Here is a 25,312-nt window from a genome sequence, read left to right on the forward strand (position 1 = left end):
GGACTTCACTCCGTTAATTGTTTTCCTGGCCGTTATGACCGGTTCTCGCGTCGCGGCCGTCGTCCGGGGTTCTCCGGCTTCCGACTGTGTGTCCGTCGAACAGTTGTCCGGGTGCCCTCCGGTCTGATTCGATAAAGAGACACCGCTGACCTCCTGACCTGCGGCCGACCGGGTGAACGCTAGGGTTCTATGAGGGCTCGGTTTGTACTTGGAAGACGTTTCGGACATACGGCGCGCGGTGACGCGCGGCACTGGCGAGAACGAGGAGATATTCAGGTGACGGTTCGCGTTGGCGTCAACGGCTTCGGTCGGATCGGTCGCAACTTCTGGCGCGCCGTGCAGGCGAGCGACCACGACATCGAGATCGTGGCCTTCAACGACCTCGGTGACGTCTCGACCATGGCCCACCTGCTCAAGTACGACAGCATCCTGGGTCGGCTGCCCCAGGACGTGTCGGTGACCGCCGAGGGCATCAAGGTCGGCGACACCACCATCAAGGCGCTGGCCGAGCGCGACCCGGGCAAGCTGCCCTGGAAGGACCTCGGCGTGGACGTCGTGGTCGAGTCGACCGGCTTCTTCACCAACGCGGGCGACGCGCGCAAGCACGTGGACGAGGGCGGCGCCAAGAAGGTCATCATCTCCGCGCCGGCCAAGGGCGAGGACCTCACCGTGGTGCTCGGCGCCAACGAGAACCAGTACGACGGCTCGCAGACCGTCATCTCGAACGCCTCCTGCACCACCAACTGCCTGGCCCCGCTGGCCAAGGTGCTGCACGACGCGTTCACCATCGAGCGCGGCCTGATGACCACCATCCACGCGTACACCCAGGACCAGAACCTGCAGGACGCGCCGCACAAGGACCTGCGCCGCGCCCGCGCCGCCGCGCTGAACATCGTGCCCACCTCGACCGGCGCCGCCAAGGCGATCGGCCTGGTGCTGCCGGAGCTCAACGGCAAGCTCGACGGCTACGCGCTGCGCGTGCCCGTGCCCACCGGTTCGGCCACCGACCTGACCGTGAGCCTGGGCCGCGAGGTCACCCTGGACGAGGTGCAGGCCGCCTACCAGGCCGCCGCCGAGGGCCCGCTCAAGGGCATCCTGCGCTACAACACCGACCCGATCGTCTCCGCCGACATCGTCACCGACCCGGCGTCGTGCATCTACGACGCGCCGCTGACCAAGGTCAACGGCGACCAGGTCAAGGTCGTCGGCTGGTACGACAACGAGTGGGGCTACTCCAACCGCCTCGCCGACCTGACCGCGCTCGTCGCCTCGAAGCTCTGAGGCCCGGGGAACAGGGCCGGTACAGGGAAACCCCGTGAAGACTCTCGACGACCTGATCGCCGAGGGCGTGACGGGTCGGCGCGTACTGGTGCGCGCCGACCTCAACGTCCCGCTCGACGGCGCGACCATCACCGACGACGGCCGGGTCCGCGCGTCGCTGCCCACGATCACCCGGCTCGCCGAGGCGGGCGCCCGGGTCGTGGTGGCCGCGCACCTTGGCCGCCCCAAGGGCGCCCCGGAGGCCAAGTACTCCCTCGCCCCGGTCGCCGCGCGGCTGTCCGAGCTGCTCGGCCGGGAGGTGCCGCTGGCCGCCGACCTGGTCGGTGACTCGGCGAAGGCCACCGTGGCCGGGCTGGCCGACGGCGGCGTGGCGCTGCTGGAGAACGTGCGCTTCGACGCCCGCGAGACCTCGAAGGACGCCGCCGAGCGCGGCGCGCTGGCCGACGAGCTGGCCGCGCTGGCCGACGCGTTCGTCTCCGACGGTTTCGGCGTGGTGCACCGCAAGCAGGCCTCGGTCTACGACGTGGCCACCCGGCTGCCCGCCTACGCGGGCGGGCTGGTGCTCGCCGAGGTCGAGGTGCTGCGCAGGCTGACCACCGACCCGGCCCGCCCGTACGTGGTGGCGCTGGGCGGCTCGAAGGTGTCCGACAAGCTGGCGGTGATCGAGTCGCTGCTGCCCAAGGTCGACGCGCTGCTGGTCGGCGGGGGCATGTGCTTCACGTTCCTGGCCGCCGAGGGGCACGGCGTCGGCGACTCGCTGCTGGAAGCCGACATGATCGACACCTGCAAGCGGCTGCTGGCCGAGAACCCGGGCAAGATCGCCCTGCCGGAGGACGTCGTCATCGCCGACGACTTCTCCGCCGAGGCGAACACGTCCACGGTCCTGGCGGCGCAGATCCGTGAGGGCTGGAAGGGTCTGGACATCGGCCCGATCACGGTCGAGCGCTACGCCGACGTGCTCAAGGCGGCGGGCACGGTCTTCTGGAACGGCCCGATGGGCGTGTTCGAGCTGGCCCCGTTCGCCGAGGGCACCCGCGGCGTGGCCGCGGCGATCGTGGACTCGTCCGCGTTCTCCGTGGTCGGCGGCGGCGACTCGGCGGCGGCCGTGCGGCTGCTCGGCCTGCCCGAGGACGGCTTCTCGCACATCTCGACCGGCGGCGGCGCGTCCCTGGAGTTCCTTGAGGGCAAGGACCTCCCCGGCGTCACCGTCCTCGACACCGCGCGGGAGGGCTGACCCATGGCGCGCCAGACGCTGATCGCGGGCAACTGGAAGATGAACCTGAACCACCTGGAGGCCATCGCCCTGGTGCAGAAGATCGCCTTCTCGCTGCCGGAGAAGTACTACGCCAAGGTCGAGGTGGCGGTGCTGCCGCCGTTCACCGACATCCGGTCGATCCAGACCATGGTCGACGGCGACAAGCTCCTGCTGCGCTACGGCGCCCAGGACATCTCCCGCTACGACTCCGGCGCCTACACCGGCGAGATCTCCGGCCCGATGCTGGCCAAGCTCGGCTGCTCCTACGTCACCGTGGGGCACTCCGAGCGGCGCGAGTACCACGAGGAGACCGACGAGCTGGTCAACGCCAAGGTCCGCGCGGCGCTCAAGCACGAGGTCACCCCGATCCTGTGCCTCGGCGAGCGGGTCGAGGTGCGCGAGGCGGGCACGCACGTGGAGCACTGCGTCGCCCAGCTGATCGCCGGGCTCAAGGGGCTCAAGACCGAGCAGGTGGCCAAGGTGGTCGTGGCCTACGAGCCGGTGTGGGCCATCGGCACCGGCAAGGTCGCCACCGCCGCCGACGCGCAGGAGGTGTGCAAGGCGCTGCGCGCGGCTCTCGCCGAGAAGTACGGCGAGGAGATCGCGAACACCGTGCGCGTGCTGTACGGCGGGTCGGTGAAATCCGGCAACATCGGCGAGTTGGTCGCCCAGGCCGACATCGACGGCGCGCTCGTCGGCGGTGCCAGCCTGCAGGCGGACGAGTTCACCAAACTGTGTGCGATGGCCGCGGGCGGACCGCTCCCGTAACCGCGTTTCCGCTGGTGGAGGCGCCGGAGAGATATTCTCTCCGGCGCTTTCGCGGATAATCGGCCGGGTGCTGATCATGCGAATGCACGTGCGGACGCGATCATCGCCCGCGATGCCGGTAAAACCGGTAACCGACCCGGCACGCCAAGTCGGGCCGGTGGTCGAACCGGCCAACATCACCAGGTAATCTGAGGCCTCAACCGACGACCGCGAGGACCACATGATTCTGACCCTGCAGATCGCTCTGATCGTGACCAGCCTTCTGCTGATCCTGTTGGTGCTGCTGCACCGGGGCCGTGGTGGCGGCCTGTCCTCGCTGTTCGGCGGCGGTATGCAGTCCAGCCTGTCCGGCTCCAGCGTGGTCGAGAAGAACCTCGACCGGGTCACGCTGTTCGTCGGCGCGATCTGGCTCATCTGCGTCGTCGGCCTCGGGCTGATGGCGAAGATCGGTTGACGTGCGCGCTCGTCGTGCGCCTGAACGACAAGGACGACGCGGCGCCGACCGCGTCGAACCACGTGGTGGGGGTGTGAACATCGATGGCCGGTGGTAACGCGATCCGGGGTACCCGGGTCGGTGCTGGTCCCATGGGAGAGTCCGAGCGCGGCGAGTCCGCGCCGCGCCAGCGGGTGTCCTACTGGTGCGCCAACGGGCACGAGTCGCGCCCGTCCTTCGCGCTGGACGCGGAGAAGCCCGAGTCCTGGGACTGCCCGCGCTGCGGTCTCCCGGCGGGCCTGGACGAGCAGGCGCCGCCGAAGGCGCCGCGCAACGAGCCGTACAAGACCCACCTCGCCTACGTGAAGGAGCGCCGCTCCGACGCCGACGGCGAGGCCATCCTGGCCGAGGCCCTGGCCAAGCTCCGCGCCAAGCGCGAGGGCTGAGCCCGCCGCGGCCGACCCCGGCGCCACCCGCGTTCCCGAGGGGACGCGGGTGTTCGCACGGTCCCGGCTGTCCGGCGGCGTTGGTGTCCTCGGTGACACTGGGTCACCGCGCCCGCCGGCGAGCGCTCTCGTCAGTAGCGGAACTCGCTGATCAGCGTGCGCAGGTCCGCGGCGGCGCCGCTGAGGGTCGCCGCGGTGCGCTGGGCGGCGGAGGCGGCGGCGCTGGTGTCCTCGGTGGCGCGGGCCAGGCCCGCGATGCCGGAGCCGATCTGCACCACCGAGCCCGCCGTCTCGCGCACGTTGCGGCTCATCTCGCCGGTGGTGGCCGTCTGCTCCTCGACCGCGGCTGCGATGACCGTCTGGGTGTCGCAGATGGAGCCGACGACCGAGGCGATCTGGTGGATGGCCGCGGTGGCGTCCGCGCTGCCCGCCTCGATGGCCTTGATCCGGTTGGTGATGTCCTCGGTGGCCGTGGCCGTCTGCTGGGCCAGCTCCTTGACCTCGCCCGCCACCACCGCGAAGCCGCGGCCCGCGGCGCCCGCGCGGGCGGCCTCGATGGTCGCGTTGAGCGCCAGCAGGTTGGTCTGCTCGGCGATCGAGCTGATCAGCTTCACCACCGTGCCGATCTCCGCGGTGGCCTCGCCGAGGGCGGCGACCGCGGCGTTGGCCACCTCGGTGTCCCGCACGCCCTCGCCCGCCACGTCGGCGGCCCGGCTGGCGTTCTGGGTGATCTCGTCGATGGCGGCGCGCATCTGCTCGGCCGCCCCGGACATCGCGGTGACCATGGCCGAGACCTCCTCGGCGGTGCCGTTGATGGTGGACGCCTCGGCACTGGTGTCGCCCGCCGTCTCGGCCAGCTTGCCGCTGACCTCGCTCAGCTCGCGCGAGGCGCCCGCTACCTCCTGGGCCCGGTCGGCCACCCGGCTGATCAGCTCCTGGGTGCGCTCGGCCAGCCGGTTGAAGCCCGCCGCCACCGTGCCCAGCTCGTCCCCGCGGTCGGCGGGCACCCGGCGGGTCAGGTCGCCTGCCGCGATATCGGTCAGGCCCGCGCTCAGCGCGCGCAGCGGGCGGGTGATGGAACGGACCAGCAGCAGGGTCAGCACCGCGCCAAGCGCGAACGCGGCGATGGCCAGCACCAGGGTGGTCAACTGGCCGCTGTCGGCGCGCTCCCGCGCCAGGTCGGTGGCGGCGCGCGCCTCCACCTGGGTGTCGTTCACCAGGTTGTCGATCTGCGCGGCGATCTTGTTGAACAGGGCGATCTCGTCCACCGCGACCAACTGGTTGGCCGCGTCGATGGTCTGCGGCGTGCCGGTCCGGTACTCGCCGATGATCGTCCCGTCCAGCTTCATGAACTCGTCGAACTGGGCGCCGATCTCGGTGGCGTAGTTCGCCTGGTCACCGTCCAGGCTGAAGGCCTCCAGAGTGGCCAGCTCGGCGCGGAAGGCGTCGGAGGACTTGAGGAAGGCCGCGCGCGCCGATGCGGTGTCGGCGGTGGCGCCCTGGACACCGCGCTGCACGTCGAACGCATACGCGGTCTGCCAGCCGTTGAAGTCGGCGGAGCGGAACTTGACCTGCATGGCGAGCTGGGTGAGCTCTCGCGAGCGGGAGATCTGGTCGGCCGAGTCGCGCTCGCGGGACATGCTGGACACCGCGACCACGGCCAGCGCGCAGAGCAGCACCAGCAGTACCGCCATCGAGGCGCCCACTCGCGCGCCGACCCGGAGATCCCTGATTCGCCTCAGCATCCGACACCATTCCCGTCCGCGGTCGGTGATGTACGCCACCTCGGGCTTCGACGCGGCTTGAGTTGAACCTGCGGCTTCCGGGCGAGGTCAGCCATGTATGGGGCGGAGAATCACCCGGCTGTGTTAATTGGCCTCGGCTTCGCCGAGGCGGCGGGATCGCCTTTAGCCGGTCTCTTCCCACCCGATCCCACTCGGCCCTGGGGGCCTCCTGGGATCGGGTGGGAAGAGACCGGCGCGATCCCGCGTGGTGGTCCAGTTAGGGGCGGCTGAGTTAGGGGTGGCTGGTTTGGGGTGGTCGGGTTTGGGGTGGCTGGGGTGGGGGTGGTCGAGGTGGGGGGTGTGAGGTGGAGAGGGGGGATGGAGGTAGAGGGGGGAGGGCGTGGTGGAGAGCAAGGGGGGCGGGAGGCGTGAAGGAGGGAAGGAGGCTAGCGGGGGAGGGGGTAGCTGGCGCGGACTGAGAAGCCGCCTTCTGAGGTGGGGCCTGCTTGGAGGCTGCCGCCTAGGAGGCCTGCACGTTCCCTTAGTCCTAGGAGGCCGTGGCCGCCGGAGGGGAGGTTGCGTGGTTGCCGTAGGCGGGGTGGGTCGTTGTGGACCTCGATGACCAGGGTGCCGTCGGCGGCTTGGACGCGGACCGAGGTGGGGGAGCCTGCGGCGTGTTTGCGGACGTTGGTCAGTGCTTCCTGGACGGTGCGGTAGGCGGCGCGGGAGATCGGGCCGGGGAGGTCCAGGGGGCAGGCGTCCATGGCCAGGTGGACCTCGTCGCCGTCGACCAGGTCGGCGATGTGTTCCAGGCCGGGTTGGGTGTCCTCGTCGTCCACGCCGGACCGCAGTACGCCGACCAGCTCGCGTAGCTCTTCCAGGGTCTTGGTGCTCAGGGCGCGGATGGTCTCGGCGGCCTGGCGGGTGGCCTCCGGGTCGGCCAGGTCGACCTGCATGGCGCCCGCCTGCATGGCGATCAGGGTGACCTGGTGGGAGACCACGTCGTGCATCTCCCTGGCCAGTTTGGCCCGCTCGGCGGAGCGGACGGTGGCCGCGTAGAGCCGTTTCTCCCGTTCGCGGCTGCGGGCCAGCTCGCGGATGCGGGCGGCGAGCTCCTGCCGCATGGTGATGAGCATCCCGATGGTCATCGGCATCCCGGCGACGGCGACCCCGTAGATCGCGTCCAGGACGTGTTCCTCCCAGGTCTGCGCCAGGAAGTCCGACCACGGCCACAGCACCGCCCGGCTCAGCGCCACCAGCAGCGCGGCGGTGATCGTGCGCCAACCCAGCATCCGGCGCCTGGCCAGGGTGCCCAGCGCGATCATCGCGGCCAGCTGCGCCCAGCCAGCGAAGAAGCCGGGGATGGTGACCAGCACCGCGACGAACGGCAGGTGCCTGCGCAGCAGCATGGCGGGCAGCGCCAGCCAGGACAGGTAGATCGAGTAGCCGGGCACGTGCTCGGGCACCACCAGCCACACGTCCAGCGTCGCCACCACGAGCGCCAGCACGTCCGAGCCGATCTCCCGGAACCGCCGGTGCGCCCACAGCGCGGCCAGCGCGCGCGGCAGCCGCACCCGGGACGGCCGGGGCGGGTGCACCGGCCGGGCCGGGACCACCGCGTCCGGGGTGAGCATGGGCGTGGCCACGGTGCCACCTCCTTCGCGGGGGACCGGGGGACCGATCTCGACCTGGTCGTGCGCTCCCGATCGGCGGACCGGGACCGGCGCACGGGTTGTAGCATTCTCCCGGTCGCGGGCCGGGCCGCGCGGGCGCAGTGGCATGGAACGGCCTTCCCGCCGCGGCGGCTCGGAGTCGGGGTGGCCGCCGGTTCCCGAGGGTGACCGGACGACCCGGCAGCGTTGTCGGCTGTCGACCTCCATCAACCCAGACAACGCCGGTGCCCGGACGCGACCCGGGCAACAACATTGCTGGAGCAAACGGACCGGCCCCGTTCGGAGCACCGAGAGGAAGCACGCCGCTGCGCACGCTGATCGTCGACAACCACGACTCGTTCACCTACAACCTCCACCAGGCGCTGGCGGGGGTCACGGGCGTGCGGCCCACCGTGGTGCGCGACGGTGACCTCGACTTCGACGCCGACGGCGCGCCCGACCCGGTGTGGCTGCGCGGGTTCGACGCCGTGGTGCTCTCGCCCGGCCCGGGGCATCCGGGCGTACCGGGCGACTTCCGGCTCGGGCGCGCGGTTCTGGCCGCCGCGCGGGTGCCGCTGCTGGGCGTCTGCCTCGGACACCAGGGCCTGTGCCTGGCGGCGGGCGCCCGGGTCGCGCACGCGCCGCGACCGCGCCACGGCAGGCTTTCCGCGATCCGCCACGACGGCCGCGACCTGTTCGCCGGACTGCCATCGCCGCTGCGCGTGGTGCGCTACCACTCGCTGGCCGTGACCGGGCTGCCGGACGAGCTGGTGGCGACGGCGTGGAGCGAGGACGGGGTGCTCATGGGGGTGCGCCACCGCGAACGGCCCGTCTGGGGCGTGCAGTTCCACCCGGAGTCGGTCGCCACCGAGCACGGCACCGCGCTGCTGGCCAACTTCGCGGATCTGGCCCGGCGCTGGTGGGAAAAACATCCCCGGGAGATCGTCGTCACACCGCCTGCGCCGAGTGCGCCGGACCGGTCCACTTCGTCCATTGTGTCCGTCCCGGTGACCATGCCTGCCATGCCTGCCCGGCGTGTCGTGGCCGTGCGGCGGACCCTGGCGGTGACCGCGGAGGAGGCGTTCGCCGCGCTGTACCGGGACTCGCCGCACGCGTTCTGGCTCGACAGCGCGGTACGCGGGCGGTTCTCGTTCCTGGGCGACGCGAGCGGTCCGCTGGCCAGGGTCGCCACCGCCGACGTGCGGGCGGGCACGGTCACCGTCGAGTCCGCGGCCGGGACGAGCGTGGTGGCGAGCGGGTTCCTCGACTGGTTGGACGCGGATCTCGCCGCGCACCCGGTGACCGCGCCGGAACTGCCGTTCGGCTTCGCGCTCGGCTGGGTCGGCTACCTCGGCTACGAGCTGAAGGCCGAGTGCGGCGGCACACGCGCGCACCACGCCACCGACCCGGACGCGCGGCTCGTGTTCGCCGACCGCGCGCTCGCGTTCGACCATGAGACCGGCGAGGTGCACCTGCTCGCGTTCGCCGGAGACGAGGCGTGGCAGGCCGAGACCCTCGCCCGCCTGGAGTCGCTGGCCGACGACCCCGCGCCGTCCCGATCGACGACGCCCGCCGTCCAGGCCGGACAGCTCGTCGCCCGGCACGACCGCGCGAGCTATCTCGACATGATCGCCGCCTGCCAGGTCGCCATCACCGACGGCGAGACCTACGAGGTGTGCCTGACCAACGAGGTCACCGCGGCGGTGGCCGAGGTCGACGTCTGGGAGACCTACCGGCACCTGCGCCGCGCCAGCCCGGCCCCGTTCGGCGCGCTGCTGCGGTTCGACGGGCTGTCGGTGCTGAGCACGTCGCCGGAGCGGTTCCTGTCCGTGTCGGCCGCGGGTGAGGTCGAGTCCCGCCCGATCAAGGGCACCCGGCCGCGCGGGCGCACCCCCGAGGAGGACGTGCTACTCCGGCACCAGCTGGCCACGGGGGAGAAGGACCGCGCGGAGAACCTGATGATCGTCGACCTGGTGCGCAACGACCTCGGGGTGCACGCCGAGATCGGCTCGGTGAGCGTGCCCGGCCTGTTCGAGGTGGAGACGTACGCGACCGTGCACCAGATGGTCAGCACCGTGCGCGCCCGCCTCGCGCCTGACGCCACGACGGTCAGGTGCGTGCGCGCGGCTTTTCCGCCGGGCTCGATGACCGGCGCGCCGAAGATCCGCACCATGTCGATCCTGGACCGGTTGGAACGCGGACCACGCGGCGTCTACTCGGGCGCCATCGGCTACTTCTCGCTCACCGGCGCGGCCGACCTGAGCGTGGTGATCCGGACCCTGGTACTGCGGCCGGGTGAGCTGACCTTCGGCGTGGGCGGCGCGGTGATCGCGTTGTCGGACCCGGACGAGGAGTTCGAGGAGACCGCCGTGAAGGCCACCGCGTTCCTGGACCTGCTCGGCGCCGAGTTCCCCGGGCGGGTTTCGGTCACCGAGGCACCTAGTTGCGCAAAAGCTGCTCGACGCATTGGTGACGGCGTGCTCACCAGGTCGGGAACGATGCCGGGCGGGGAAGAGGGGGTGGGTGGCGGGAGTAAATGAGCACAGGTTCGACTCCGCGCAATGCGGTGGTCACTGGAATGCCCTTTCCGAGGGCCACGATCCCCGCCATGACCCCATCAGCGTCCCTGCGCGCAGGTGTCGCGGCGGCCGCCGCGCTCGCCTGTCTGGTCGCCATTCCCGGTACGGCTGCAGCGCACCCGCCGTGGCCGCGCGAGTTCGATCTCCAGGCCCACCGCGGCGGCATCGGTCTCCGCGTGGAGAACACCCTCAGCTCCTTCGGCAACGCGCTCCGGCTCGGCGTGAGCACGCTGGAGCTCGACGTCCAGATCACCAAGGACCACCAAGCCGTGGTCACCCACGACCGCAAGCTCGACGGCCGCAAGTGCCGCGACACCGCCCCGGTCACCCCCGGCGATCCGGCGTTCCCGTACGTCGGCAGGTTCGTCAACACGCTGACCCTCGCCCAGGTCCGCACCCTCGACTGCGGCTCCCAGCGCCTGCCGGACTTTCCACAGCAGGAACTGACGCCCGGCCAGCGGATGCCACTGCTGAGCGAGGTCTTCGCGCTCGCCAAGCGCTACGGCGCGACCGAGGTGAAGTTCAACGTCGAAACCAAGGTCGAGGCGGGCGCGCCGAGCGAGACCGCCCCGCGCGAGGAGTTCGTGCAGATCACAGCCCGCGAGATCGCCGCGGCGGGGGTGAGCCGCCAGGTCACCATCCAGAGCTTCGACTGGGGCTCGCTCATGCGCATGCACCAGGTGGCGCCCCGGCTGCCACTGGTCGCGCTGACCAACTACGACTTCCTCCAGACCGGCCAACCGGGCAAGTCCCCCTGGCTCGGCGGCCTGGACATCGACGACTTCGGCGGCGACCCGATCGCCGCCATCAAGTCCTTCGGCGCCTCGGCTTTCTCGCCCGTGCACGGTTTCCCACAGGGCGGCAGCGTCAATGACCCCGGCTATAAGCCGTACGTGACAGCCGAGATGGTCCGGCACGCGCACCACGAGGGCATCAAGGTCATCCCGTGGACCGTGGACGACCTGCCCACCATGAACAAGCTCATCGACGACGGCGTGGACGGCCTGATCACCGACTACCCGGACCGGCTCCGCGACCTGCTGGCCCAGCGCGGCTTCCGGCTGCCGAAGGCCTACGCGTCCCCGTTCGACATCCAGGGCCACCGCGGCGCTCGCGCGGTCCGGCCGGAGAACACGCTGGCCGCGTTCCGATACTCGCTGGCGAACCCCGCGGTGTCCACTTTGGAGCTCGACACCGGGATCACCCGGGACGGGCAGGTCGTGGTGCTGCACGACCGGGCCATCAACGGCAGCCACTGCGTCGACACGGCGCCGGTGCGGGCGGGGGATCCGCAGTTCCCGTATGTGGGCAAGCTGGTGCACGACCTGACGTTGGCCCAGATCAAGACGATCGACTGCGGCAGCAAGACCCTGCCGGAGTTCCCGCGTCAGGTGGCCCAGCCGGGCGAGCGGATCCCGACGCTGGCCGAGGTGTTCGCGACCGTGCGAGCAGGCGGGCGGGAGGACATCCGGCTCGACATCGAGACCAAGATCAGTCCGACGGTCGCCGATACCGCACCGTATGACGTGTTCACCCGCAAGGTCGTCGGCGAGATCGATCGGGCCGGGTTCACCCGACGGGCCACTTTGCAGTCGTTCGACTGGCGCACGATCCAGCTGTCGAAGCGCTTGCAGCCTCGGTTGGAGACCGTGGCGTTGGTGTGGCAGTACGGACCGGAGGAGTGCAAGACCGTCGCGGACGAGTGCTCGTTGGAGGCCGTGTACGGGGATCCCTCGGTGAAGTCACCGTGGACCGGCGGCCTGGACTGGTGGCGAACCCGCGACCTGGGGCGGCTTGTGCGGCAGTCCGGGGCTGGGACGGTGTCGGCCAACTGGCAGGTGCACGATCCTCGGCAGGGCGTGGTCGCCTCCGCGGACTGGTATCTGCGGCAGGATCCCGCCTACTTCCACGGGCCTGACGTCGGTGGGCTGCATCGGGACGGGCTCAAGGTCGTGCCGTACACGGTGGATGACGAGGCGACGATGCAGCGGGTGATGGATCTCGGGGTGGACGGGTTGATCTCGGACGATCCGGACCTGTTGGTCGCCGTGGCCAAGCGGAACGGGCTGCGCTGATCTGCTCGCGTTCCTCGGACAGTGGCCCCGACGTCGGCGTCTTCCGCGCGGGCGTCGGGGCCTTGCTGAGCCGACCGGGCGAACTTCGCTGCCCCCGAGGGCAGCCCCCGGTCATTCCATCCCGCCGACCGCCCATGATCCACTCGCCGTTCACCTCCCACCCCTACCGTGCGCCGTACCAGACACGAGCACAAGGGGAGCCATGAGAAGACCACTCGCCATAGCCGTGACCGCCCTGGCCATCACGACCCTCACCCTGCCCGGCGCGGCCGAACCGGCCCAGCAGACAGAGCGCGGCTTCGGCAGGGCAACACTCACCACCTTCGCCGCTCTGCCTGCGGAAACCTACGTCCCGGCAAGCGAACCGTCAGGCGCGGCCCTGGGCACCACCCCCGTCAACGGCATCCAGCTCCCCTTCGCCGACCAACCCGTCCAAGGCTTCAGCGGCATAGTCCGCAACCAGGACGGCACCTTCGAAGTGCTCTCCGACAACGGCTACGGCACCAAGGCCAACAGCGCCGACTTCGCCCTCGGACTCCACCGCATAGCCCCCAACGGCACGGACATCGACGTCCTGGGCGGCATCGACTTCACCGACCCGGACCACAAGGTCCCGTTCCCCCTCACCCGCCCCGACCGAGTCCTCACCGGCGCCGACTTCGATGTGGAGTCCATCGTCCGGGCAAAGGACAACACCTACTGGGTAGGCGACGAGTTCGGCCCGTACCTGCTGCACTTCGACCGCACCGGCCGCCTCCTCGCCGCCCCGGTCCCGCTCCCCGGTGTCTTCGCCCCGGAGAACCCCTCGGGAACCCCCAACCTCCCCTCCAGCAAGGGCTTCGAGGGTTTGGCGATCTCCCCGGACCGCCGAACCCTGAACGCGCTGCTCGAAGGGACGGTGGCGGGTGATCCGGCAGGATCGTTGCGGCTCAACGAGTTCGATATCGCCCGCGACTCCTACACCGGCAAGCGCTGGACCTACCAGCTCGACGACCCCTCGCACGCCATCGGCGATCTGACCACAGTGGACCGAGACCGGCTGCTCGTCATCGAGCGCGACGGGTTCCAGGGTGCCGATGCCAAGGTCAAGAAGGTGTATCTGGTCGACAAGCGCGACCGCGACCACGACGGGAAGCTCGACAAGACCCTCGTCGCCGACCTGCTCGACCTGGCCAACCCCCGGCACCTGGGCGGCTTCGACGAGACGTTCCGCTTCCCGTTCCAGACCATCGAGGACGTCGCCGTGCTCGACGACCGCACGCTGGCGATCCTGAACGACAACAACTTCCCGTTCTCCTCGGGCCGCAACCCCGGCAAGCCGGACAACGACGAGTTCATCACCGTCCGCCTGAGCCAGAGCCTGCACCCGGACCCGCGCTCCCTGCACGACTGAAACCCGGTTCCCACAACGGTCCCGAGCTGGTATGCACAGCGCTGACTGGGAGGGAACACAATGGAACTTGTCGCACACGAGTCGGTAGCAGGCGTCTATCCGGCCAGTGGGGACTATCTGCACGCACTGGAAGTACGGGAGCCCCGGCGGCTGCTGTTCGTGGCCGGGACGATGGGGCTCGACCCCGTAGGCAAGCCGGGTGCGGATCTCGGGGAGCAGTTGGAGCTGGTGTGGGGCAACGTTCGGGCGATTCTCGGTTCGGCCGGGATGACCGTGGACAACATCGTCCGGGTTACCAGCTATCTGCGTGACCGCGAGTACGCGGCGGCCAATGCCGAGGCCCGCAAGGCCGCGCTGGGCGGGCGGGTCGTGCCGACCACCGCCCTCGTCGTGGAGACGCTGGAGTCGGACTGGTTGGTGGAGATCGAGGTACTGGCCGCCGACTGACGACGAAGGCCCCCTCCCGAACGGAGTCCGGGAGGGGGCCTGGTCGGTCAGCGTCCGGCGGCCGCCTTGTCGAGCAGCCACAGGGTGGCCTGCCTGCCGCGCAGGCCCGCCGCCGGGATGTCGGTCTCGGCGGCGTCGGACAGGGCCGCGGTCACGGCCTCCGCCTTCGACTCGCCTGCGGTGATCAGCCAGGTCTGGGTCGCCTTGCGGGCCGCCGCGAGGGTCAGCGAGACCCGGGTCGGCGGTGGCTTCGGGCAGTCCCGGACCGCGATCACCGTGGCCCGGGAGTCGTGCACGGCCGGGGAGTCGGGGAACACCGACAGCGTGTGCCCCTCCTCGCCGACGCCCGCGAGCAGGATGTCCAGCGTCACCCCGGCGATCCGGTCCGCGTAGGCCTTCGCCGCCGCGTCCGGGTCGTCGCCGAACTCGCCGTCCGAGGCGGGGATCGGGTGGACGCGGGACTCGGTGACCGGGATGTGGTCGAGTAACGCCGCGCGTGCCTGGGTCTCGTTGCGCTCCGGGTCGCCGCCGGGCAGGAACCGCTCGTCGCCCCAGTAGAAGTCCACTGTGGACCAGTCGACCGCGGCCCCGGCCGGGCTGGCGCGGATCTGCTCCAGCACCGCCGTGCCGGTCCGACCGCCGGTGAGGGCGATCGAGACCGGGCGCCGGGCCGCCTGCAGGTCGGTGACGGCCGTGATCAGGCGGGCGGCGGTGGCGGACGCGACCAGGGCGGCGTCGCGGTAGACGACCACCATGGGGTCGGTCATGATTTCCCCTTGGCGGTCTTCGCCGCGGTCTTGGCGGTCGCCGTCTTGTTCGCCGCCGTCTTGTTCGCCGCCGTCTTGTCCGCCGTGGTCTTGGCAGGCGTCGACTTCGGCTTGGCCTGGCGGGTCTTGGTGGCCGTGCCGGTCGACTTGGCCGATCCCGCCGCGGGCTTCGCCGCCGCCTCGGCCGCCTCCGCCTCGTTGAAGGAGGCCGCGGCCTCCGCCGCCGACACCACCGGCTGGTCGTTCGAGGTCGGCGCGGGCCTGCTCGGCGCCTTCACCGGGGTGCGCCCCCGGGTGACCTTGCCCAGGCCCTTGAGCGTCTCCTCGAACGGCTCGTCCGGGTCCAGTCGACGCAGCTCCTCGGCCAGGCAGTCGCGGATCTCCCGGCGCTGCAGGGCCACCCGGCGGGACGGCTGCCCCGGCTGGGTGAGCGTGCCGACCTTGCCGTCCGGCCGGACCAGCTGCACCGCGCCGGACCGGCGCTCCAGCTCCACCGACACTATCCCCTGCCCGGAGGCCGCCTTGGCGCGCTTCACCGGGATCCGCAGCCGGGCCGCCAGCCAGCCCGCCAGCAGGTCGGTGGAGGGCGAGTCGGACTCGCCGAGCACCGTCGCCGCGGTGACCTTCTCGTGCGGCGGCAGGTCGAGGGCCGCCGCCAGGACCGCGCGCCACAGGGTGAGGCGGGTCCAGGCGAGGTCGGTGTCCCCGGCGGCGTAGTTCTTCTGCCGCACCTCCAGCGCCTTGATCGGGTTGCGCTCGGCGGCCGAGTCGGTGATCCGGCGCTGGGCCAGTCGCCCGATCGGGTCGTCCGCGGGCCGGGCGGGCGCTTCGAACGGCCACCAGGCCACCACCGGCGCGTCCGGCAGCAGCAACGGGATGACGCAGCCCGCCCCCTCGTCGGCGAGCGCGCCGTAGAGCCGCAGCACCACGACCTCGCTGGCGCCCGCGTCACCGCCGACGCGGATCTGGGCGTCCAGCCGGGCGGCGGCCTTGCGCGCGCCGCGGGCCACCACGATCACCCGGCAGGGGTGCTCGCGGCTGGCGTCGTTGGCCGCGTCGATGGCGTCCTCGGTGCGCGCCCCGTCGTCGGTGACGATCACCAGGGTGAGCACCCGGCCCAGGGCGGTCGCGCCACCCTGTTCGCGCAGGTGCACCAGCTTCGAGTTGACCTGCGAGGTGGTGGTCGAAGGGAGATCGATGATCACGGCCGCCTCCAGTGCCTGCCGGTTCGGGACAGCATCTTGTCGGCGGAGTCGGGTCCCCAGGTGCCCGCGGGGTAGCCCTCCGGCTTGCCGGACTGGGTCCAGTGCTTGAGCACCGGCTCCAGGATCTCCCAGGACAGCTCGACCTCCTCGTTCACCGGGAACAGCGACGGCTCGCCGAGCAGCACGTCCAGCAGCAGCCGCTCGTAGGCCTCGGGGGAGGACTCGGTGAACGCGTGGCCGTAGCTGAAGTCCATGGACACGTCCCGGACCTCCATGGAGTTGCCCGGCACCTTGGAGCCGAACCGCATGGTCACGCCCTCGTCCGGCTGTACCCGCACCACCAGGGCGTTCTGCCCGAGCTCCTCGGTCGCGGTGTCGTCGAAGGGCAGGTGCGGGGCGCGCTTGAACACCACCGCGATCTCGGTGACCCGCCTGCCCAGCCGCTTGCCGGTGCGCAGGTAGAACGGCACGCCCGCCCAGCGCCGGGTGTTCACCTCCAGGGTGATCGCGGCGTAGGTCTCGGTGGTGGAGGTCTTGGCGAAGCCCTCCTCCTCCAGCAGGCCGGACACCTTCTGGCCGCCCTGCCAGCCGCCGGTGTACTGGCCGCGCGCGGTGGTCTCGCCGAACGGGCCGACGGCCTTGGTCGCCTCCAGCACCTTGATCTTCTCGGTGCGCAGCGCCCGCGGCTGGAAGGAGACCGGCTCCTCCATCGCGGTCAGCGCCAGCAGCTGGATCAGGTGGTTCTGGATCACGTCGCGGGCCGCGCCGATGCCGTCGTAGTAACCCGCGCGCCCGCCGAGGCCGATGTCCTCGGCCATGGTGATCTGCACGTGGTCGACGTAGTTGGCGTTCCAGATCGGCTCGAACAGCTGGTTGGCGAAACGCAGCGCCAACAGGTTCTGCACCGTCTCCTTGCCGAGGTAGTGGTCGATGCGGAACACCGACTCCTCGGGGAAGACGTCGTTGAGAATGCCGTTGAGCTGCTTGGCGCTGGCCAGGTCGTGCCCGAACGGCTTCTCGATGACCACCCGCCGCCACTCGTCCGGGCCCGCGGGCTCGGCCAGGCCGCAGCGCGCCAGCTGCTTGGTGACCACCGGGAACGCGCCGGGCGGGATGGACAGGTAGAACGCGTGGTTGCCGCTGGTGCCGCGCTGCTCGTCCAGGTCGCGCACGGTCTCGGCGAGCCGGTCGAACGAGTCGTCGTCGTCGAAGGTGCCCTGCACGAACCGGAAGCCCTCGGCCAGCCGGTCCCACACCGCCTCCCGGAACGGGGTGCGCGCGTGCTGCTTGACCGCCTCGTAGACGACCTGCCCGAAGTCCTGGTCCTCCCAGTCCCGGCGGGCGAAGCCGACGAGCGAGAAGCCCGGCGGCAGCAGGCCGCGGTTGGCCAGGTCGTAGATGGCGGGCATGAGCTTCTTGCGGGACAGGTCACCGGTCACGCCGAAGATCACCAGGCCGCACGGGCCCGCGATCCGCGGCAGCCGCTTGTCCCTGGGGTCCCGCAGCGGGTTGTGCCAGTCCGAGGCCAGCGTGTTCACCTGGTCACCTCGGTGACCTCGGCGATGGCCTCGACCAGCCGGGCCAGGCCCGCCGCGCGGTCGGTGAAGTGCAGCCGCAGCAGCGGCCTGCCGTGGTCGATCAGCACCTGGCCGTCGCCCAGCGCCTGCGCGTGCTGGAGCACGCCGAGCGTGTAGGGGCGGTCGGGCACCTGCAGGTCCTCCTCGGCGCCGCCGGTGACCTGCAGGAACACCCCGTTCTGGTGACCGCCCTTGTGGTACTGGCCGGTCGAGTGCAGGAACCGCGGCCCCCACCCGAAGGTGGTCTGCAGGCCGGACCGGCGGGCCAGCTCCGGCCGCAGGAGCACGGCCGAGGCGTCGTCCAGGCGGTCCAGGTAGACCTGCACGGACAGGTAGCCTGCCGCGGGCGCGGCGGCGAGCAACGAGTGCAGCGCCCCGGCCAGCGAGTCGATCCCGGAGTGCAGCAGGCCCTCGGACGGGTGAACCTCCACCGGACCCACGACGAACGCGGGCGCGGCCTCGTCGCCGCCGGGGGAGTCCAGCAGCGCGCGCGCCGCCTTCTTCGCCGCCTCCACGTCCGGCTGGTCGAACGGGTTGATCCCGAGCAGGCGCCCGGCCACCGCGGTGGCGTACTCCCACAACAGGATCAGGCCGCCCAGCGTGCCCGCGGTGGACACCTGCGCGCCGCCGCCCGCCGGGCCGATCGCCACGGCGGTGGCGTCGTCGCCCGCGTCGGCGAAGCCGGGGGCGTCCGGGTTCTCCACGACCACCGGCAGCAAGCCGGTGCCCTCCTTGCCGGTCGACTCGGCCACCAGCTGCTCGGCCCAGTCGCCGAAGCCCTTGATGCCGGAGCCGGTGTCGGCCAGCACGACCTTCTCCGCGCCGGTGGCGTGTGCCGCGCCGAGCGCCGCGGCCAGCCGCAGGCCCGGGTTCTCCGTGCTGTCCTGGGACAGCACGGCGGCGGCCGCGGCTGCCTCGTCCAGCAGCGCGGCCACGTCCGCGCCCGCCAGCCCGGCGGGCACCAGGCCGAACGCGGTGAGCGCCGAGTACCGGCCGCCCACGTCCGGGTCGGCCTGGAACACCCGGCGGTAGCCCGCCTCGGTCGCCAGCCGCTCCAGCGGCGAGCCGGGGTCGGTCACCACCACGATCCGGGCCGCCGCGTCGATGCCCTCGGCCGCGAACGCGGCGGCGAAGAGCCTGCGGTGGCTGTCGGTCTCCACAGTGGACCCCGACTTGGAGGACACCACCAGCACCGTGCGGGACAGCTCGCCCGCCAGCGCGTCGGCCACCTGGCCGGGGTCGGTGGTGTCCAGCACCACCAGCGGCACGCCTGCCGTGGCGGTGATCACCTCGGGGGCCAGCGACGACCCGCCCATGCCCGCCAGCACGACCCGGTCGACGCCGTCGGCGCGCAGCTCCGCGCGCAGGGCGTCGATCTCGGCCAACAGCGGGCGGGAGGTCTCCGCGAGCGTGGTCCAGGACAGCCGGATGGCCGCCTCGGACTCCGCCGCGGGCCCCCACAGGGTGGGGTCACCGGCGGTGAGCTTGGACGCGACCTGTTCCTCGACCAGTCGGCCGACGAGCGGCGCCGCCTCCTGGGCGAGCCGCTCGTCGACGATGGTTACTGCGACTTCTCCGGGGTGCTCGGCCATGTGTGGCGTCAGCCTCTCCTGGTATCCCGTCTTGGGCCGCTCAGCCGCGGTCGCCGTCGTCGGCGCCGTCGAGCTGGCCGCGAACCGTCTCCAGCAATTCCGACCAGGACTTCTCGAACTTCTCCACGCCCTCGGTCTCCAGGACGCGGTACACGTCGTCGACATCGATCCCGGCGGCGGCGAGCCGGTCGTAGACCTCCTGCGCCTCGCCCGCCCGCCCGGTGACGGTGTCGCCGGTAATCCTGCCGTGGTCGGCGACCGCGTGCAGGGTCTTTTCCGGCATCGTGTTGACCGTGTCGGCGACCACGAGGTCGTCCACGTACAGGGTGTCCGGGTAGTCCGGGTTCTTCACCCCGGTGGACGCCCACAGTGGACGCTGCGCGTTCGCCCCTGCGCCACGCAGGGCTTCCCAGCGTTCACCGGCGAAGGTCTCCTGGAAGGCGGCGTAGGCGAGTCGGGCGTTGGCCACCGCCGCCTTGCCGCGCAGACCCGTGGCCTCGTCGGTGTCGATGGCAGCCAGCCGCCTGTCCACCTCGCTGTCCACACGGGACACGAAGAACGACGCGACCGAGTGAATCCCGGCGAGGTCGTGCCCGTTCGCCTTGGCCTGCTCAAGGCCGGCGAGGTAGGCGTCCATGACGGCGCGGTAGCGCTGCACCGAGAAGATCAGCGTCACGTTCACGCTGACGCCCTCGGCGATGGTGCGGGTGATCGCGGGCAGGCCCTCGACCGTGGCCGGGATCTTCACCAGCAGGTTCGGCCGGTCCACGGTCTTCCACAGGTCGAGCGCCTCGGCCGCGGTGGCCTCGGTGTCGGCTGCCAGCCGCGGGTCGACCTCGATGGACACCCGGCCGTCCACGTGCCCGGACTGCTCGTACACGTCGCGGAACAGGTCGCAGGCGTTGCGCACGTCGGTGGTGGTCAGCTCGCGCACGGCCGCCTCGACGGACGCGCCGCGCGCGGCCAGGCCGCGCACCTGCTCGTCGTAGGCGGCGCCGTCGGACAGCGCGCCCGCGAAGATCGTCGGGTTGGTGGTCACCCCGACCACGTGCTTGTCACGGATCAGGTCCGCCAGGTTGCCAGAGGTCAGGCGCTCGCGGGACAGGTCGTCCAGCCAGATCGAGACGCCCGCGTCGGAGAGGGTCTTGAGGATGTCGCTCACGGGGATACCTCCTGCTGCGGTTGCTTGGCGGCTATTCGGCGGCGCCGACCGAGCGGCGGGCCGCCGCCACGACCGCCTCGGTGGTGATGCCGAACTCGCGGTACAGGGTCTGGTAGTCGGCGGACGCGCCGAAGTGCTCGATGGACACGATCTCGCCCGCGTCGCCAGCGAACCGGTGCCACGGCTGGGCGATGCCCGCCTCCACGACCACGCGCGCCTTGACCGACGGCGGGATCACCGAGTCGCGGTAGGACTTGTCCTGCGCGTCGAACAGCTCGACCGACGGCATCGACACCACCCGCGCGGAGATCCCGTCCTTGGCCAGCACCTCACGGGCCTCGACCGCGATCTGCAGCTCGGAGCCGGTGCCGATGAGCACGACCTGCGGGTCGCCCTCGGCGTCGGCCAGCACGTAGCCGCCCTTGGCCACGCCCTCGCGCGCCTTCTCCTTGGTGCCCGCCAGGACCGGCAGGTTCTGCCGGGTCAGCGCCAGCGCGACCGGCGCCGTGGACTGGGTCAGGGTGGCCCGCCACGCGGCCGCGGTCTCGTTGGCGTCACCCGGGCGCAGCACGATCAGGCCCGGGATGGCACGCAGCGCGGCCAGGTGCTCGATCGGCTGGTGCGTCGGGCCGTCCTCGCCCAGGCCGATGGAGTCGTGCGTCCAGACGTAGGTCACCGGCAGCTTGCTCAGCGCCGCCAGCCGGACCGCGGGGCGCATGTAGTCGCTGAACACCAGGAAGGTGCCGCCGTAGGGGCGGGTGGGGCCGTGCAGCACGATGCCGTTCAGGATCGAGCCCATCGCGTGCTCGCGCACGCCGAAGTGGAGGGTCCGCCCGTACGGGGTGGTGTTCCAGTGCGCCGTCCTGGCCGACGGCGGGCCGAACGAGTCCGCGCCCTTGATCGTGGTGTTGTTGCTCTCGGCCAGGTCGGCCGAGCCGCCCCACAGCTCCGGCAGCAGCCCGCCGATGGCGTTGAGCACATCACCGGAGGCCTTGCGGGTGGCCACGCCCTTGGCGTCCGGCTCCCAGGTGGGCAGCGCGTCGTCGAAGCCCTCGGGCAGCCGGTAGGCCTGCGCGCGCTCCAGCAGCGCGTCGCGCTCCGGGTTGGCGGCCTTCCAGGCGTCGAACGCCTGCTGCCACTCGGCGTGCGCCGCCTCGCCGCGCTTGCCGACCTCGCGGGCGTGCGCGAGCACCTCGGGCTCGACGGCGAAGTCCTGCTCCGGGTCGAAGCCCAGGATCTTCTTGACCGCGACGATCTCGTCCTTGCCCAGCGCGGCGCCGTGCGCCTTGCCGGTGTTCATCAGGTTCGGCGCCGGGAAGCCGATCACGGTGCGCAGCAGGATGAACGACGGGCGCGAGGTCTCGGCCTTGGCCGCTTCCAGCGCGGCCAGGATGCCCGCCACGTTCTCGCCGCCCTCGACGGTCTGCACGTGCCAGCCGTACGCCTCGTAGCGCTTGGCGGTGTCCTCGGACAGGGCGACCGTGGTGTCGTCCTCGATGGAGATCTTGTTGTCGTCGTAGACCACCACGAGGTTGCCCAGCTCCTGGCGGCCCGCCAGGGACGAGGCCTCGGAGGTGACGCCCTCCTCGATGTCGCCGTCGGAGGCGATCACGAACACGTGGTGGTCGAACACGCTCTGCCCGGGGGCGGCGTCCGGGTCGAACAGCCCGCGCTCGCGCCGGGCGGCCATGGCCATGCCCACCGCGGACGCCAGGCCCTGGCCAAGCGGGCCGGTGGTGATCTCCACGCCCTTGGTGTGGTTCACCTCGGGGTGGCCGGGGGTCTTGGAGCCCCAGGTGCGCAGTGCCTGGATGTCCTCGATCTCCAGGCCGTAGCCGGAGAAGAACAGCTGCAGGTACTGGGTCAGGCTGGAGTGGCCCGCGGACAGCACGAACCGGTCGCGGCCGATCCAGTGCGGGTCGGCCGGGTCGTGGCGCATGACGCGCTGGTAGAGCGCGTAGGCGAGCGGCGCGAGGCTCATCGCGGTGCCGGGGTGGCCGTTGCCGACCTTCTGCACGGCGTCGGCGGCCAGGACCCGGAGGGTGTCCACGGCCCGGCGGTCGAGGTCGGTCCAGTCCTCGGGCAGCGTCGCGCGGGTGAGCTCGGTCAGTTCGGCGGGCACTTCACTACTGACGGACACGGACTTGATCTCCCATTTCCACGTCGGGCGGATCGACGGGTCCCGAGTCTTCCCCATCCGGGTCTGGATCGATCCCGGAGGCGGCGCGGGGACCCGGTCCGCATGTCATCCCTGGTCCGGTGGTCAGCGTAGTCGCCACCGCGCGAGCGCGTGCCCGCCCGGTGATCTCCACCGCCGACGGGCGACACCCGGCCACCCGATACGTGTACCCGGATACCGCGCGGTTAACATTTCCCCCGGTGCCGCGGGCCGCCCGCGGGCCAGGACGCAACCGCCGTGACGGGGATAACACCAGGTCACGGCAGACCAGAGGAGCGAGATGTCGTCGGTGATCCCCGTGCCCGCCGACGCCTCCCCGGCCGCGGGCCGGGCGTCCACCGGGGCGGTCGTGAAGGCCGTGGTGAAGGGGTACGTGGCCCTCACCAAGCCGCGCATCATCGAGCTGCTGCTGGTCACCACCGTGCCCGCGATGCTGCTGGCCGCGCGTGGCATCCCGTCGCCGTGGCTGGTGCTCAACACGCTGATCGGCGGCACCATGGCCGCGGGCAGCGCGAACGCGCTCAACTGCGTGGTGGACGCGGACATCGACGCGGTGATGAAGCGCACCGCAGCCCGCCCGCTGGCCCGGCACACGGTGCCAAGGCGCGGCGCGTTGATCTTCGGCCTGGTGCTCGGCGTGGTCTCGTTCGGGTGGCTCTACGCCACCACGAACCTGCTGGCCGCCGCGATGGCCGTCGGCGCGATCCTGTTCTACGTCCTCGTGTACACGATGCTCCTCAAGCGACGCACCTCGCAGAACATCGTCTGGGGCGGCGCCGCGGGCTGCATGCCGGTGGTCATCGGCTGGTCGGCGGTCACCGGTGACGTGGCCTGGCCCGCGCTGGTGATGTTCGGCGTGATCTTCTTCTGGACCCCACCGCACTTCTGGGCCCTGGCCATGAAGTTCCGCGACGACTACGCGGCCGCCGGGGTGCCGATGCTGCCGGTGGTGGCCACGCCGCGGCACGTGGCCAGGCAGATCGTCATCTACTCGTGGGTCATGGTGCTCTGGTCGCTGCTGCTGGTGCCCGCCACCGGCTGGGTGTACGCGGCCTTCGCGGTCCTGGCGGGCGGCTGGTTCCTGCTGTTCGCGCATCGCCTGTACGCGTCCGTGCGTCGGGACGAGCCGAGCAACCCGATGAAGCTGTTCCATCTCTCCAACACCTATCTGACCCTGGTGTTCGTCTCCCTGGCCGTCGACTCGGCCCTCTCGCTGCCGGTCACCGGCTGGCCGTTCTGACTCTTTCGGGCGGTTTTCTCCGGTTCGGCGAGCCGGTTCCCCATGTATCCGATTCGTGATCAACCGAACTCAACCGCGCGGTCGGGTGGGCGTCTTCTCTGATGCGAGGCCGAAGGGGGATGCCCACAGAGGCGCCGAGACCGGCTCGCGTCGAATCCACACACGACACTCTGGGGAGATTGTCATGTCCAAGAAGCGTTTCGCCGTCCTGGGTCTGGCCGCCCTGGCCACCTCCGCCGTGATCGGGGTCGCGGGGGCGGGTACCGCGTCCGCCTGCTCCGTCGGGGCGCCCTCCACCGCGTACGCCGCGTCGCTGCCGCAGGTCCTGCAGGGGCAGAGCGGTCCCGAGGTGATGGGGCTGCAGCTCGAACTGCGGAAGCTGGGCTACCCGCTCACGGGCACCGGCTACTACGGCACCAACACGTTGGCCGCCGTGCAGGACTTCCAGCGCAAGCACGGGATCAAGGACAGCGGCATCGTCGGGTCGAAGACCTGGGGCGCGCTGGTGGGTGTGCTGGGCCAGGGCGTCACGCACAACGGTGCCAACATCCAGGGGCTGCCGCAGATCGTGCCCGGTCAGGCGACCGGGGACGACTTTGCCAAGCTGAACTGGGTCATGAGCCGGATCGAGCCCTACGCCATGAGCTTCGGTGAGGGCTACTACGGGCCGGTGGCGCAGGCGGCGGTGCGGGACTTCCAGTCGCGCATGGGAATCAACCCCAGCGGGATCGTCGGGCCGAAGACCTGGGCGGCGCTGCAGCGGGTCATCTCCATCGAGGGCGGCTGGAGCTGCTGACCGGCCGAGGGGGCGGCGTCGACCGCCCCCTCGGGCACTATCCGACGGCGGTCAGGAGTCGCTCGACCGTGGGGTCGTCGAGCGACTCCTTGATGCAGCTCCACAGTTCCAGGTTCGCCGTCGCCCAACGGGAGTACGCGCGGGCGGCGGCGGGGGAGTAGAAGTAGAAGCCCTCCGCGTGCACGTCCCGTTGCTCGCCGACGATCTTCTCCGCCAGCTCGCGCAGGCTCACGCCGTTCTCCGCCAGGTACTTGTGCGCCAGCACCACCGGGGTCACCGGCAGCGCCTTGAACAGCGTGTCCGCGTCACTGAGCGCCTGTGCCTCCAGCGAGATATGCCGGTGCCGGTTGGCCATCTCGGCCTCGTCCACCAACGCGTCCACCCAGTCCGCCACGTCCGCCGGGACGCCCGCGTCGGCCAGGATCGCCATCCGCAGGCCACTGCCCGCCGCGGCCTCGGAGTTGCGGCGCACCAGGTAGTTCACGTCGTGCACCAGCGCGGCGGTCTCCACCACCGACACGTCCGAGCCGTTCAGCCCGGCGAACTCGACCGCCTTGTCCCGCACGAAGCCCACGTGGTGCCAGCCGTGGAACGGCAGCCGCCGCGCGTACCGCTCGCACAGTGCCCGCACCCGGTGCTCGACGTGGTCGATCGACGCCCGCCCGATCGCGCGGACCGGCTCCGACAGCGCGGTGGATCCCGATACCAGCATGTCGACCTTCCCCTTCCGTTGGACAAACG

20 protein-coding genes and 1 pseudogene are annotated in these 25,312 nt (G+C 71.3%); 12 read left to right on the plus strand and 9 right to left on the minus strand.

What is annotated here, in order from left to right; all coding sequences use genetic code 11:
* Positions 1–276: 276 nt before the first annotated feature.
* From gap to C503_RS0130935, 5 genes are all read left to right on the plus strand, one after another.
* On the plus strand, positions 277–1,281 hold the full coding sequence (gene gap / locus C503_RS0130910; RefSeq protein ID WP_018686106.1) for a type I glyceraldehyde-3-phosphate dehydrogenase: 1,005 nt from the start codon (positions 277–279) through the stop codon (positions 1,279–1,281).
* Between the two features lie 34 nt (positions 1,282–1,315).
* Positions 1,316–2,515 carry a phosphoglycerate kinase gene (locus C503_RS0130915; protein ID WP_018686107.1) on the plus strand — a complete coding sequence of 400 codons (1,200 nt, stop codon included), beginning with the start codon at positions 1,316–1,318 and terminating at the stop codon, positions 2,513–2,515.
* A 3-nt stretch (positions 2,516–2,518) separates the two neighbouring features.
* Positions 2,519–3,304: a triose-phosphate isomerase gene (gene tpiA / locus C503_RS0130920; protein ID WP_018686108.1), complete on the plus strand. Its 786-nt coding sequence runs from the start codon at positions 2,519–2,521 to the stop codon at positions 3,302–3,304.
* A gap of 220 nt (positions 3,305–3,524) precedes the next feature.
* Positions 3,525–3,758: a preprotein translocase subunit SecG gene (gene secG / locus C503_RS0130925; protein ID WP_018686109.1), complete on the plus strand. Its 234-nt coding sequence runs from the start codon at positions 3,525–3,527 to the stop codon at positions 3,756–3,758.
* An 83-nt stretch (positions 3,759–3,841) separates the two neighbouring features.
* Positions 3,842–4,183 (plus strand): RNA polymerase-binding protein RbpA, encoded by a 342-nt coding sequence (locus C503_RS0130935; RefSeq protein ID WP_026316873.1) that lies wholly within the window; start codon positions 3,842–3,844, stop codon positions 4,181–4,183.
* Positions 4,184–4,314: 131 nt separating this feature from the next.
* On the opposite strand, the gene C503_RS0130940 is transcribed toward C503_RS0130935, so the two are convergent.
* Together C503_RS0130940 and C503_RS0130945 are read right to left on the minus strand one after the other, a co-directional pair.
* Positions 4,315–5,928 carry a methyl-accepting chemotaxis protein gene (locus tag C503_RS0130940; RefSeq protein WP_026316874.1) on the minus strand — a complete coding sequence of 538 codons (1,614 nt, stop codon included), beginning with the start codon at positions 5,926–5,928 and terminating at the stop codon, positions 4,315–4,317.
* A gap of 425 nt (positions 5,929–6,353) precedes the next feature.
* Entirely contained in the window at positions 6,354–7,553 is a 1,200-nt protein-coding gene (locus C503_RS0130945; RefSeq protein WP_018686112.1) for a sensor histidine kinase, read from the minus strand.
* Positions 7,554–7,804: 251 nt separating this feature from the next.
* On the opposite strand from C503_RS0130945, the gene pabB reads away from it, so the two are divergent.
* From pabB to C503_RS0130965, 5 genes and pseudogenes are all read left to right on the plus strand, one after another.
* A complete protein-coding gene (pabB, locus tag C503_RS41480; RefSeq protein ID WP_018686113.1) occupies positions 7,805–10,099 on the plus strand; it encodes an aminodeoxychorismate synthase component I in 2,295 nt (764 codons plus the stop codon).
* 68 nt (positions 10,100–10,167) lie between these two features.
* Positions 10,168–11,214 (plus strand): annotated as a pseudogene (locus tag C503_RS48200) (glycerophosphodiester phosphodiesterase family protein); the annotation flags it as partial.
* A gap of 15 nt (positions 11,215–11,229) precedes the next feature.
* Positions 11,230–12,213, plus strand: a complete 984-nt coding sequence (locus C503_RS48205) for a glycerophosphodiester phosphodiesterase family protein (RefSeq protein ID WP_281170546.1) — start codon at positions 11,230–11,232, stop codon at positions 12,211–12,213.
* A 202-nt stretch (positions 12,214–12,415) separates the two neighbouring features.
* Entirely contained in the window at positions 12,416–13,606 is a 1,191-nt protein-coding gene (locus tag C503_RS0130960) for an esterase-like activity of phytase family protein (RefSeq protein ID WP_026316875.1), read from the plus strand.
* A 60-nt stretch (positions 13,607–13,666) separates the two neighbouring features.
* The gene (locus C503_RS0130965) at positions 13,667–14,053 is read left to right on the plus strand and encodes a RidA family protein (RefSeq protein WP_018686116.1); all 387 of its coding nucleotides are present in this window, start codon (positions 13,667–13,669) and stop codon (positions 14,051–14,053) included.
* Between the two features lie 47 nt (positions 14,054–14,100).
* Here C503_RS0130965 and pgl read toward each other — a convergent pair whose 3' ends face one another.
* Genes pgl through tkt form a run of 6 tightly spaced genes read right to left on the minus strand, consistent with a single transcriptional unit; the run spans position 14,101 to position 22,553 of the window.
* Positions 14,101–14,820 carry a 6-phosphogluconolactonase gene (gene pgl / locus C503_RS0130970; RefSeq protein ID WP_018686117.1) on the minus strand — a complete coding sequence of 240 codons (720 nt, stop codon included), beginning with the start codon at positions 14,818–14,820 and terminating at the stop codon, positions 14,101–14,103.
* The gene (gene opcA / locus C503_RS0130975; RefSeq protein WP_018686118.1) at positions 14,817–16,025 is read right to left on the minus strand and encodes a glucose-6-phosphate dehydrogenase assembly protein OpcA; all 1,209 of its coding nucleotides are present in this window, start codon (positions 16,023–16,025) and stop codon (positions 14,817–14,819) included. Before opcA ends, pgl begins: the two co-directional genes overlap by 4 nt.
* Complete coding sequence (gene zwf, locus C503_RS0130980) at positions 16,022–17,563, minus strand: glucose-6-phosphate dehydrogenase (protein WP_018686119.1); 1,542 nt, start codon at positions 17,561–17,563, stop codon at positions 16,022–16,024. Before zwf ends, opcA begins: the two co-directional genes overlap by 4 nt.
* Positions 17,560–19,194, minus strand: coding sequence for a hypothetical protein (locus C503_RS0130985; RefSeq protein ID WP_018686120.1), 1,635 nt, complete (start codon positions 19,192–19,194; stop codon positions 17,560–17,562). The genes zwf and C503_RS0130985 overlap by 4 nt, the downstream gene beginning before the upstream one ends.
* Before the next feature lie 40 nt (positions 19,195–19,234).
* Complete coding sequence (gene tal / locus C503_RS0130990) at positions 19,235–20,356, minus strand: transaldolase (protein ID WP_018686121.1); 1,122 nt, start codon at positions 20,354–20,356, stop codon at positions 19,235–19,237.
* Positions 20,357–20,387: 31 nt separating this feature from the next.
* Positions 20,388–22,553 carry a transketolase gene (gene tkt, locus C503_RS0130995; RefSeq protein ID WP_084477407.1) on the minus strand — a complete coding sequence of 722 codons (2,166 nt, stop codon included), beginning with the start codon at positions 22,551–22,553 and terminating at the stop codon, positions 20,388–20,390.
* 262 nt (positions 22,554–22,815) lie between these two features.
* Here tkt and C503_RS0131000 point away from each other — a divergent pair, with 262 nt between their 5' ends.
* Together C503_RS0131000 and C503_RS0131005 are read left to right on the plus strand one after the other, a co-directional pair.
* Positions 22,816–23,775 (plus strand): heme o synthase, encoded by a 960-nt coding sequence (locus tag C503_RS0131000; protein WP_018686123.1) that lies wholly within the window; start codon positions 22,816–22,818, stop codon positions 23,773–23,775.
* A gap of 184 nt (positions 23,776–23,959) precedes the next feature.
* Positions 23,960–24,571 (plus strand): peptidoglycan-binding domain-containing protein, encoded by a 612-nt coding sequence (locus tag C503_RS0131005; RefSeq protein WP_018686124.1) that lies wholly within the window; start codon positions 23,960–23,962, stop codon positions 24,569–24,571.
* 37 nt (positions 24,572–24,608) lie between these two features.
* Here the strand turns inward: C503_RS0131005 and C503_RS0131010 are convergent, their stop codons facing one another.
* Positions 24,609–25,283, minus strand: coding sequence for an HD domain-containing protein (locus C503_RS0131010; RefSeq protein WP_018686125.1), 675 nt, complete (start codon positions 25,281–25,283; stop codon positions 24,609–24,611).
* Positions 25,284–25,312: the final 29 nt, after the last annotated feature.

The organism is Actinokineospora enzanensis DSM 44649 (assembly GCF_000374445.1).
GTDB classification, from domain to species: Bacteria; Actinomycetota; Actinomycetes; order Mycobacteriales; family Pseudonocardiaceae; genus Actinokineospora; species Actinokineospora enzanensis.